The sequence below is a fragment of the Paenibacillus agilis genome (assembly GCF_007786455.1).
Taxonomy (GTDB): Bacteria; Bacillota; Bacilli; order Paenibacillales; family Paenibacillaceae; genus Paenibacillus_B; species Paenibacillus_B agilis.
Genome location: NZ_VNJK01000001.1, coordinates 2,049,902 through 2,060,747 on the forward strand (window position 1 = coordinate 2,049,902; position 10,846 = coordinate 2,060,747).

At 38.8% G+C, this 10,846-nt stretch carries 15 protein-coding genes; 12 read left to right on the top strand and 3 right to left on the bottom strand.

The genetic code is table 11. The features are described 5' to 3' along the window. The first annotated feature begins 4 nt into the window (after nucleotides 1-4). The 6 genes from FPZ44_RS09285 (at nucleotide 5) to FPZ44_RS09310 (ending at nucleotide 5,409) form a co-directional block, all read left to right on the top strand. A complete protein-coding gene (locus FPZ44_RS09285) occupies nucleotides 5-1,042 on the top strand; it encodes an ankyrin repeat domain-containing protein (RefSeq protein WP_144989514.1) in 1,038 nt (345 codons plus the stop codon). Continuing rightward, entirely contained in the window at nucleotides 1,035-1,613 is a 579-nt protein-coding gene (locus FPZ44_RS09290; RefSeq protein ID WP_261378266.1) for a DUF6886 family protein, read from the top strand. The genes FPZ44_RS09285 and FPZ44_RS09290 overlap by 8 nt, the downstream gene beginning before the upstream one ends. Before the next feature lie 65 nt (nucleotides 1,614-1,678). Next, nucleotides 1,679-2,194, top strand: coding sequence for a GNAT family N-acetyltransferase (locus FPZ44_RS09295; RefSeq protein ID WP_144989516.1), 516 nt, complete (start codon nucleotides 1,679-1,681; stop codon nucleotides 2,192-2,194). Between the two features lie 113 nt (nucleotides 2,195-2,307). Continuing rightward, nucleotides 2,308-2,871 (top strand): RNA polymerase sigma factor, encoded by a 564-nt coding sequence (locus tag FPZ44_RS09300; protein WP_144989518.1) that lies wholly within the window; start codon nucleotides 2,308-2,310, stop codon nucleotides 2,869-2,871. Continuing rightward, complete coding sequence (locus FPZ44_RS09305; RefSeq protein ID WP_335926114.1) at nucleotides 2,834-4,120, top strand: DUF4179 domain-containing protein; 1,287 nt, start codon at nucleotides 2,834-2,836, stop codon at nucleotides 4,118-4,120. The genes FPZ44_RS09300 and FPZ44_RS09305 overlap by 38 nt, the downstream gene beginning before the upstream one ends. Before the next feature lie 458 nt (nucleotides 4,121-4,578). Further along, entirely contained in the window at nucleotides 4,579-5,409 is an 831-nt protein-coding gene (locus FPZ44_RS09310; protein WP_144989520.1) for a hypothetical protein, read from the top strand. A 181-nt stretch (nucleotides 5,410-5,590) separates the two neighbouring features. On the opposite strand, the gene FPZ44_RS09315 is transcribed toward FPZ44_RS09310, so the two are convergent. Next, on the bottom strand, nucleotides 5,591-6,133 hold the full coding sequence (locus tag FPZ44_RS09315) for a GNAT family N-acetyltransferase (RefSeq protein ID WP_144989522.1): 543 nt from the start codon (nucleotides 6,131-6,133) through the stop codon (nucleotides 5,591-5,593). Nucleotides 6,134-6,374: 241 nt separating this feature from the next. On the opposite strand from FPZ44_RS09315, the gene FPZ44_RS09320 reads away from it, so the two are divergent. After that, entirely contained in the window at nucleotides 6,375-6,635 is a 261-nt protein-coding gene (locus tag FPZ44_RS09320) for a DUF6508 domain-containing protein (RefSeq protein WP_261378267.1), read from the top strand. Nucleotides 6,636-6,638: 3 nt separating this feature from the next. Here the strand turns inward: FPZ44_RS09320 and FPZ44_RS09325 are convergent, their stop codons facing one another. Together FPZ44_RS09325 and FPZ44_RS09330 are read right to left on the bottom strand one after the other, a co-directional pair. Beyond that, nucleotides 6,639-7,271, bottom strand: a complete 633-nt coding sequence (locus tag FPZ44_RS09325; RefSeq protein WP_144989524.1) for a GNAT family N-acetyltransferase — start codon at nucleotides 7,269-7,271, stop codon at nucleotides 6,639-6,641. Beyond that, entirely contained in the window at nucleotides 7,268-7,840 is a 573-nt protein-coding gene (locus tag FPZ44_RS09330; protein ID WP_144989526.1) for a hypothetical protein, read from the bottom strand. Before FPZ44_RS09330 ends, FPZ44_RS09325 begins: the two co-directional genes overlap by 4 nt. A 152-nt stretch (nucleotides 7,841-7,992) precedes the next feature. Here FPZ44_RS09330 and FPZ44_RS09335 point away from each other — a divergent pair, with 152 nt between their 5' ends. The 5 genes from FPZ44_RS09335 to FPZ44_RS09355 all read left to right on the top strand — a co-directional run bounded on the left by FPZ44_RS09335 (nucleotide 7,993) and on the right by FPZ44_RS09355 (nucleotide 10,706). Beyond that, the gene (locus FPZ44_RS09335; RefSeq protein ID WP_144989529.1) at nucleotides 7,993-8,601 is read left to right on the top strand and encodes a TetR/AcrR family transcriptional regulator; all 609 of its coding nucleotides are present in this window, start codon (nucleotides 7,993-7,995) and stop codon (nucleotides 8,599-8,601) included. 28 nt (nucleotides 8,602-8,629) lie between these two features. Next, nucleotides 8,630-8,872 (top strand): hypothetical protein, encoded by a 243-nt coding sequence (locus FPZ44_RS09340; RefSeq protein ID WP_144989531.1) that lies wholly within the window; start codon nucleotides 8,630-8,632, stop codon nucleotides 8,870-8,872. Nucleotides 8,873-9,174: 302 nt separating this feature from the next. Next, entirely contained in the window at nucleotides 9,175-9,687 is a 513-nt protein-coding gene (locus FPZ44_RS09345; protein WP_144989533.1) for a GNAT family N-acetyltransferase, read from the top strand. Between the two features lie 105 nt (nucleotides 9,688-9,792). Continuing rightward, nucleotides 9,793-10,137, top strand: coding sequence for an HIT family protein (locus tag FPZ44_RS09350; protein ID WP_261378268.1), 345 nt, complete (start codon nucleotides 9,793-9,795; stop codon nucleotides 10,135-10,137). A 26-nt stretch (nucleotides 10,138-10,163) separates the two neighbouring features. Then, the gene (locus tag FPZ44_RS09355; protein WP_144989537.1) at nucleotides 10,164-10,706 is read left to right on the top strand and encodes a GNAT family N-acetyltransferase; all 543 of its coding nucleotides are present in this window, start codon (nucleotides 10,164-10,166) and stop codon (nucleotides 10,704-10,706) included. Nucleotides 10,707-10,846: the final 140 nt, after the last annotated feature.

The following is a 10,846-nucleotide window of genomic DNA, read 5'->3' on the forward strand; positions in this document are numbered from 1 at the left end:
GACTATGAGCGTCAATATGAACATGTCAACACTAGAGCTGGATCAATTTTTTCAAATGATAAAAGATGGTGAAATAGAGCCGATCGCAGCATTAATAGAACGAGGATTAGATGTAAATTTGATTCATAGATATACTTCATTGCTTTACTACGCGCTTGCTAATGAACAACATGCTGTTGCAAGGCTATTGTATGAGCATGGAGCAAATCTTGTAGCAATAAGCGATGTGGAGAATACAGATTTACTAAAAGCCACTTCATTGAAAATCTATAAGATTATTGATGACTTAGAACAAGTATCTTTTGATTATTTACACCCTGTGGGAGAATTATTAAACGATGCAGCGTGGAATGGGGATTTCGATACGGTAAAAAAACTTGTTAGTTTAGGAGTAGATATTGACTATAACAAGCTAAGTATCTACTGTTACACTTCAGACTATGAGGATGCGCCACTTTATAATGCTACATCAAATAACCATACGAAAATTGCAAAATTTTTAATAGATAATGGTGCAAATGTGACTTTATCAAATGTACTTGGAGAAAGAGCATATCATGTAGCAAGAAGAGAAAAGAATGATGATTTAGTGCAATTCATAGTTGAACATGAGCCCATACATCTTCATGACTATCAAACTCGAGTTGCAACTTTACTAGAGATGGGTCTACCAATTGAAATCATAAACTATTTAGGCCATACAAATAAACGGGTTGAATTACAAGGTATCGACATGGAGTATATTGTTTTCCGGGATGTCTTTGAAATAACATCTTTTACATGGTGCGGATATGTACTTATCGACTTGCTTAGCGAATCTGGCATTTTCGATCCCCAGGGAATATTGTGTTGGTGCCCAACTATCGGAAAAATTGTTGGCGTAAGTATGGGGAGTAACTTATTTATGGTTCCAGATGACGTAACTTGGGATCAATTCTTGCATAATCCCGAGGAATATCTGAATGACTTCATTCATTACAGCTACGACAATATTTTAGAAGATTATGATTTTGATGCAGGAGATAATTATAGTAATGAGTGATGCTAATTGGCCAGTGAACCATAAGCACCATTCATTGACAAGATTGGAGAACAGGTTGCGATTATTTCATTTTAGCGAAGAGGATCATATCGAAAGATTTAAACCACGAGTAAAAGCAAATCGAACGGATATGCCGCCTGTTGTCTGGGCGATTGATGACGAACATCAATTTATGTTTTTCTTTCCTAGAAATTGCCCTAGAATCGTTTATAGGAAAAGCCAACAGGTTCAAGAACAAGACGAAGCTAAATTTTTTGGCAATACAGCGGCAAATACGATTATTACCGTAGAAACGCATTGGTACTCCAGAATCATAAATACTACTTTGTATAGATATGAATTTCCTACTGAATCATTTATCTTGTTCGATGAAACTGCCGGGTATTATATATCTCGTGAAGCCGTAAAGCCGATAAATAAGATAGCAATAAACAACGGGCTTGAGAGGTTAATGGACATGAACGTAGAAGTACGTTTTACACCTAATTTATATCCAGTGAGGGATCAATTGCTGGAGTCTTCAATCGACGATTTTGGCATACATAGGTTTGAGCATGCTGTACAACTGTAAGCAAATTGCTAGCCCTAAATAGGACGTAAAATAGGAATCAATGCTAAACAATAGGAGGGATAAACATGAGTAATCCCGTTCTTAGTACAGAAAGATTAATCTTAAGAAGGATGACCGAAGACGATATTGAGATATTAATGGAGATCTTCTCAGATCCAGAGGCAATGAAATACTATCCTTCAACTAAAAATGAGCAGCAAGCGAGCGAATGGGTGGATTGGACGCTTCGTAATTACGATACATATGAGACTGGGTTGTGGATCGTTGAAGATAAAGCAACTGGTGATTTTCTTGGACAATGTGGAATTGTCCCTCAAGAACTAGAAGATGTGATCGAAATGGAGATTGGCTACCTGTTTGCTAGGCGCGCATGGGGCAATGGTTATGCAACGGAAGCGGCACTAGCTTGCAAGAAGTATGGATTTGAGCAGCTTGGATTAAGCAAACTGATCTCTTTCGTTGATATCAATAACACCCCATCCGCCAAGGTAGCTGAACGAATCGGCATGACCGTGGAAAAGATGATTCATAAATGGGAAAAAGAGATCTTAGTTTACGCGGTGTTCTTAAAAAAGGAATAAGAGTCAATGATAGAAGCGGCTCCGAGGGGTCGCTTTATTATTTTATAATTTTTTTGCGCAAAATGAACCTTTATTGCCTCTGCGGTCTCTTATCTATGAAAAGGGGAGTGAACATGAGAGTAAGCCATCTTGTCAGACAAGCCAAAAAAGGCAACAAGGAAGCTTTACTACAGCTCATCATGGCCGATAAAGACGTTTATTATCGTCTTGCCTATTCGTACATGGGAAATGAGCATGATGCGTTGGATGCGATGGAGGATATGATCGTTACACTATATGAAAAGATTGATCAATTGCAAAAGGGAGAAGCCTTTTACAGTTGGAGTAAAACGATTCTCGTTAATCGGTGCAAAACGTTGCTTCGCAAAAAGGAGCGGTTGCTGCCCGTAGGAGATGAGGGAGAAGCTTCATTTGCTGCATTAACGGATGATAATCCATATCGTTATGCAGAGTCAGAGATGAATATGGAGGTCCTGCTATCGCATTTGAATGCAAGGCAGCGGGAAGCAATTGAGCTGCGTTACGTTCATGATCTTCCATATCAAACGATTGCGGACATGACCGGTACGCCGCTTGGAACGATTAAATCAAGAATTTCGCAAGGCATACAAAAGCTGAAAGTCATGATCGGAGGTGAGCATGATGAAGACAATCGAGGAGAAGTTAAAGGAGCATAAACAGACTATTGATACGATGCGGGCTCCTTCAGAACTGGAGGAACGACTTCGAGAAGCGCTTCATAACGTTCCCGATAAAAAGAAAAGCAAAAATAGAGCCGTGTCATGGATCGCATCAGCGGCTGCGGTGTTCATTTTATTGGTTGGTGTGTATCAGTATCCTGCCCTAGCTTATTATGGTGAAAAGTTCTTCAAAACGAACTGGAGCGCGTTAAGCTTTTCTGAAGTAACAGAACAAGGATATGGTCAAAAGGTAGATGAAAGTATAACGCTTAGGGACGGCACTGTAGTTACTATCAATGGTGTTATGGCGGACGATAATGTGTTTCTCATGTACTACACGATGGATCGACCAGTGGGCATCGAGTTCACGGATGAGGATTTTCGTCGATATGGCTTCGATAAATTAAAAGGATTCCTGACAGATTCAAAATCGCAAGGGAACGGTGGCGGTGATGGTAAGAACAAGTCTCAGTTCGTGGGACAGGCTAGATTTGAACCTGTTAGCCCATTTTCTAGGACATTAACGGTTAACTTCTATGAATGGATTAACGACGAGCGAGTGTTTTATCCGATTTCTTTCAAGTTTGAAGCCAATAAAGCGATGAAGAGCATTATCAAACAGGAGCTTGATCAATCCATTGAAGTCGATCATGGAACGATTCACTATGATTCTATTTCTGCTTCACCTACATCAACCCTTATTAAAGGGCGTTATGAATTTGAGGAATACCCGAGAACTTATGGCAAATACAAACTTTACGTGAATGGAATAGAAGTTCAATATAAGGGGAAGTCTGGTACAATGCCTGAATTTGAGCTTGAATTTGATATGCTACCAACAGACAGAATAAATTCCATTGAGCTTGAGCTTGAAAATTTCTTAGGCTATCAAAAAATAGAAGAGCCCATTTCTCTCGCTTCACCATCAGATCGGTCCATTAAAATAGGAGATGAGAAGTTATGGATTCGCAGTGTAACCAAGACCCGTACAGGCTATGATGTAGTTATAGCTAGAAGAGAATTTACAAAACCGAAATGGGACACTATTTCCGTACAAGCTGGTGGTAAAGTGATTCCAGTATCATCGATTTCTGAAAGCCGTCCTTGGGATTTGGGGAATAATAATATTATGAGGGAAAACACGTTCTCCTTTAACACAATGGATAAACCTGAATCCTTGCTGCTGGATGGTTTCACCTATATTAAAACCTACAATAAGAGAATATCTCTTCCTGTAGAAAAATAAAGTATGTGCTGTAATCCTGCTGAAAATATTTCAACGCCAATATTTTGAATATGCAAGCAACGATATAATTACCTAGAAGACTGCCACTTGAAGAAAGAGAGGCAGTCTTCTGGGTTTTTACTTTTTAATAATAAGCATAAGAAGTGAAGTGAGTTTGCATAACCAGCGTATAAAGTGAGGCTCTGGACGGAGCGAATGAACAGCTATGAAGGAAAAAATCCCGGGTATGGACAGGCTTATATAGAACTGAAACAAAAAGAGCGAACGGAATTAAATATTACCTAAGTGTAATGAAGGTACAACACGACAAATGATTGATTAGGTTCAAGGGTCAATAGCGATTTTTTTATATAAGTATAAGCGAGTTTACGAATTGCACTTTACAGCCTCGTATAGTTACCGATAAAATGTGATAGGAAACAATTACTATCTCAATATTTGGATGAGCGAGGGGCATCATGAAGAACGCAATTATAGTTGTACTGACATTCGTAATATGCTTATTGCTACTAGCGGTTGGTTTTTTGCTCTGGTTAAATTTTTTCAATGAGAAAGAGGATCAGACTTCCCAATCTTCTTCGCCGACTGAAGTGGTCCAGACTGTTCCATCAAGAGTTGATATTTATTCTCCTTCACCTGAAGAATCAGCTCCTCCGATGGTTTCTATTGTAGACAAGGTGGACTATGTTTGGGGGGAACAAGTTGTATATGGTCTGACCGTATTAGTTGTTAAGAACGAAAACTCATTCCCTGTAAGAGTTCGTGATTTTAACGCGATATACAAATCCGTTCAGGATCGTACAGAGGAAGAAGATCTCTTTTCGGTTGTGCCTTCTATTTTACAACCTGGTGAAGTAGGCTACGCTGTTAACACTGGGATATTCACCTTTATTAACTTTGCAGAAGATTTTGCAGGGAGCGATATCGAGCAAGATATTTTGGTGGCAGACAGTGCAAGTTATACCAATCTTGAAGTTTCTAATGTGAGCTTTAGCGTTGAGCTGTATAATGAATCTAATGATACTGACGGTCAGTTAAAGGTATATGGCACTATGACCAATAATAGTAATGTGAATGTTGATGGAGATAAAATAGAAGCTATTGCCTTGATGTATGATAGTGACAATAATTTAATTGGTGCATTGAGCGAGATACTGGATAAGTCGGGTATGAGACTCCGTGAAGGAGAGCAATTTGATTTTGCTATCGATAGCTTTACCTTGTCTAGAGATATTATGGATAGAACTCACCGTGTTGATGTTTATGCAGGATGCGCTACTTGTAATTAAAACAAGATTCAGCATAAACATTTATGTCGATTCGTTCGTTTGCGAAGGTACTTGATGATGTGGAAACGAAGCTCTTGAGCGAGTACTTGGTGAAATAAGTCTATGATTCATATAACGTTGAACGTAAAATAAATAAACATAAAGAGACCGCTATTCTTTAAGGAATGGCGGTTTTTTTGTATTACTTATTCCATTCATCCGCTAAAATGCCATACACGATATGATCTACATAATGATCATACAGCCATTCGGCTTGTCGAATACAGCCTTCTTGTACAAAGTTTAATCGCTCAGGAATGCTTCTGCTTTTGTTATTTCCTGCGGCTGCTCTAATTTCAACCTTATTGAGGCTTAGTTCATGAAACGCATAATCGGTCAATGCTTTAGCTACTCTGGTCATTATTCCATTTCCTTGATACTCTGCACCTAGCCAATAACCGATATCTACTATTTTGTTGGACTCGGAAATACGATTGAATCCAGCAACGCCAACGATTTGGCCTTTATATAAAATAGCTGTAGTAAGGCTTCTATTTTCTGCGAAGCCTGTAATACACATTTGAATAAAGGCTTTTGTATCTTCAACACTTGTTGTTTCATCGACCCAAGGAAGCCATTCTCTTAAATAATTTCTTGAACGATCGGCAAGTTCATAAATTTTTGCTGCATCTTTTATCTCAATTAACTTTAGCGATAGCTCTTCATCAATTTTATGTATAAACATCGTATCCCTCTCCTTATGTTTTTAGTATTTTAACACGTTAGTTATAGGAATAGCATTATAATACATACATATTCTATTGAATCACAGTCTTTTATTTTGAGAAGGGGGAATTCTTTGTGCATTATGCCGATTTGTCACAAACAGAGATTAACAGATTGCTCGTGAACCATGAATGTATTTTCAAAATCAAAATACATTCATGGTTCACGAAAACGGTTATGAATGTGAGAATGAAACCATAATGGAGTTTCGTAAAGCACTTACGGAAACTAGGTTTTTGATCGTTTTCAACTGGCTCGATTGGCTTAATGAACATGAGATATATAAGGATACTGGCAAAGATATTATTACTCCAATCAGGAACGCTGATATGGATACCCTTCGCAAACTAATGACAAGTTACATAAGAGGAGATCGGTTTAACGAAGGGTTATTTATCGCCGTAATGAAGAATGGTACAGTAGAAGCCATTTTAAAAAGAGTAAAGGAATTACAAGGTTAAGTTCTACTGTTTCGGACGGAACATACCGTATATCGGTAAATGATCGAGGCGTGCTTCTTGCATCAGCATAAATCCGAACTTTTCATAGAGAGCTATATTTTGAAAGTTTTCTGTATCTAGAGCAACGCCATGCGAGATTGGGCAAGAATCTACATCATGCAATAGATGCTGCAGCAGGGCTTTGCCGATTCCTTTCCCCTGAGCCTCTGGTGCGACTCCAATGATAATCAGATAGTGATGGGCAGTATTAGGGGCCATGGAGCGGGTAACTTGCATGTACTCATTTAGCTGTCGAATCTTCCTAATTGGTAAGCGGCAAGCCAAAGTGATAAGTCTTCCAACCAATCGTACGATACTCATACGCCGAATTTTATTGGTAGTAGGCTTTTCTATGACATAGGCCCCAAGCAGCTTTCCATTTTCAAAATAACCCCATATTTCCTCATGAAGCCATGCGCTTTTATCAAATAGAAAAGAAATGAAGTGAGCTGTATGGCGTCGAGCTTTCTCATCGAATTCAGAATGACCGAATATATGCAGAAAAATGGGGTCTTGAGCAAATGCGCTGCACATAAGCGATACGAATGAGGCTTTATCTGATTTATCCAGCTTGGCTATACGATGCGAAGTACTCATATGTCTTCACCAACTTTGTGAAATGGTTTGCCATAATGATCGACGGCGAAGCTGAATAGCACTTTGATCATAAATAATATACAAGTTGTTAACATATAGGGATGAAGGTCAGGGAGTAATGGCAATAAGCCGAGTCCAATAGATAAGAGGAGGCCTGCAATAAATAATTGGGATTGTCTTCTGATAAGTGCATTCACAATAAACGCGCCTATAATCGTATACGCCCACACTGCGATGGATTGTTCAACATTTACACCTAGTAATAACGCGACTAGCACAATATGAACGTGTATGTTAATGAAAACGATACGGTTTGTACTTCGCGAAGCATAAAAATTACTGGTTGAGGCAGTGAAATTAGCGATGCAGCCTGCAAATATATCGAAGATCAAAAGACAGGCGAGTATGCTGCGCCATAAAGGTAACGAACCTATCATTTCGGGAAACCTCCACAGTAAAGCCCCTGTTAACAGTGCCCCAAAGAACAGTATCGCGATCATCGAGCCTATGTGCTGCTTTTCACCAAATACATCATGCAAAAACGAAGGAATACGGAGTTGCTTCTTCATCGTTTACACTCCTTTTCGTTAAGTTATAGAGTAATTATATATGTAGACTCTAAAATTATTATAACTGCAGAACGTCTAAATGCAATAGGTTTTATACTCATATTATTGATATACTCTAAAACTTGAGCTACACTTCTTGTGAGGTGAAGGTGATGAACGGCTATGAACGACGTAAGCAGAAAAAAATCGACCAGATTTATTCCGCTTCGTTATCGTTATTTTTAAAACATGGTTTTCAAAAAGTGAGTGTACAGGAAATTGCAAAAAAAGCTAAAGTGTGTCCTGCTACGATTTACAACTATTTTGGAACGAAAGAAAAGCTCTATGCGGATATGTTAATCGATTGGATGGACAAAAGACTGGAGCAATGTGAGAAGATCCTTGCTTCAGAGATTGATTTTCCTGAGAAAACGAAGCAAATTATGCTGCTTGAAGCTAAAAGCGTCAACGTTCTATTTGATGATGCAGCAGTGAAGCATTTAGGGGTTGAGATGGATGAATGGGGTAACCAATTGCAGCAGTATAGTGAGGAGAAAGTAATGCCGTTCTATATGAAGTATATTGCGCTCGGTAAGCAAGAGGGGTTTATTAACAAAGAGATGACGGAAGAAACAAGTATGCTGTATTTCACCATGTACAAGAACGAACTGGAAAGGTATTTGAGTTCAGAAGTGACCCGCGAGCAAGTTGATGCACATATTGATCAGCTAATAGAGTTATTTTTCTTTGGCTTAGTGGGTAGAATCAAACCTATTAAATAGCAGTATGGGAGAGGGCAAGCAGCCATGTATGTCTATTTCCTATAACAGGATAGTAAGCAGTGATTCGTCAACCTATGTCGCACTGGATAGAGCTTCTGCAATCGCTCAAGCAAGAGCTCAATCTGGTGTGCTCGCAACCAATGTTGGACGTGAATTCGCTGGTTGGCCAGTACTGTTGCCGTACGTTAATGATAACAGTCCAGCAGCTAATCTCATTGATGGACGGGACAGTTGCGCAAAAATCGTAAATGATGAATTCACGTGCAGATGAATCAAGGTTTCTTTTCTATATTTAGTGTACCCAAGCGCTTGTATATGGTTTGGGTCTTATTTGCTTGCATTCTCAGTCGAAGCAGCATGCTGAATGTATGATGTATTGTACATAGTTTCATATATAGGTAAAATATAACTAGGTATTTGTGTAACAACACGCATCAAATTTAATTGTCCTGCCATGGTTGTTTATTGTACATTTCCAAATAGATTAATAGTTGAATGGAAAGATTGAGAAAATAATAGTAGAAACAAAACGCTGTATAACGACATCATGATAACGAATGTGAGGGGTCTTGTATGTTATATTTTCCGCAATTAGAGACAAAGCGATTAATCCTTAGAGAGCTTACTTTAGCCGATGTTGATGGGGTATTTAAGCACTTCTCAGATCCAGAAGTAACACGATTCATGGACATAGAGCCTTGCAAAGATATAAAAGAAGCTGAGGAAATTATTCAATTTCATATCGACGATACGGGCTGTCGATATGGTTTATTCAGTAAAGTGAGCGGTGAGTTCATTGGCACATGCGGTTTTCATTGCTGGGTGCAAGGAGAAGAATCAATCGCTGAGATTGGATTTGATTTATCACCGCGGTTCTGGGGACAGGGCTATATGCAAGAAGCTTTAGTGGAACTAGTTAAAGTCGGTTCTGAGGTTATGAAATTAGATATGATTGAAGCTACTGTGGAAGTAGAAAATGTGCGCTCTCAGAAATTACTTGGCAAAATGAACTTTGTTAAGCACGAGGAATTGAAGGATGGTTTGGCGTATTATACTTTTCAGCAAGGCTATCGTCATGATGATTAATATGCCGAGTTATAAGGAATGGAAATGCTTGTATCTACACAATGACGAGGTTTTATATTCTATTGGCAATGGATTTGCTATAAGGACATCATACATACATTAAGTTTGAGAAATTTAAACCATGATTCGCTAAGTGAAGGACACACTCTCATTATGCATAAGAAGCATGTCAAAGATCTTGATGAGTTGGACGAACACACGCTGAAAGCAGTGATGAATGCTTCGGTGTTGATCTCAAGGGCGCTTAAACGTCTTTATAACCTTGATGGGATATCCATAACTCAGAACGGTGGAGTATTTAATGATCTAGGACATTATCATATGCATGTATTTCCGAGATATAAAGATGATGGCTTCGGCTGGGTAGAGCCAATCGACAAACGGAATACAGATTTGAAGCGGGTAAGAGCTAATATTATAGATGCAATACAGAGTATTGAGAAGAAATAATAAACCATCTTAGAGGAGAAACAACCATGCAGCATACATATACAATTCGAGTACTAACAATGAATGAAAGTGAAAGAATCAATGAAATCAACCCCGCACAGTACATCAAACGAGCATGGCGCGAAGTTGACGGCAAGCGTCAGCTGGTGGAAATCGATTACTATGAAAATAGCTGGCCAGATGGATATGAGCATTATCTCGGTAAACTAAAGCAAACGATCGATGATAACGGCTATGCAGTTGGCGCATTTGACGATGACGGCAAGCTAATCGGGTTTGGTACTATTAATCGTGAGTTATTTGGACTCAAATACAAGCATGTTTTACTAGATTCACTATTTATTTCACTAGAGCATCGTAATAAAGGTATCGGTAAAAAGCTGTTTCTCAGCTGTGCTAGCATGGCTCGTGAATGGGGAGCGGACAAAATTTATATTTGTGCGGGTTCCGCTGAGGATACGATTGCTTTTTATTTTGCATTAGGCTGTAAGGAAGCCGAGGAAATTAAAATGGATCTCTACGAGAGCGATCCAAGAGATATGCAGCTTGAATATGTAATCACAGGTTAATTCATGATCCTGTACGAGAATTAAAACGAAATCTTAATGAACTCACAATAAACAAGGTCGCATGATATCAGAAACCATGTCGGCCTTTTTTGTGCCCTGATTTGTTGTTGTAATGTTTTAATAATGTACAACGTATAAGG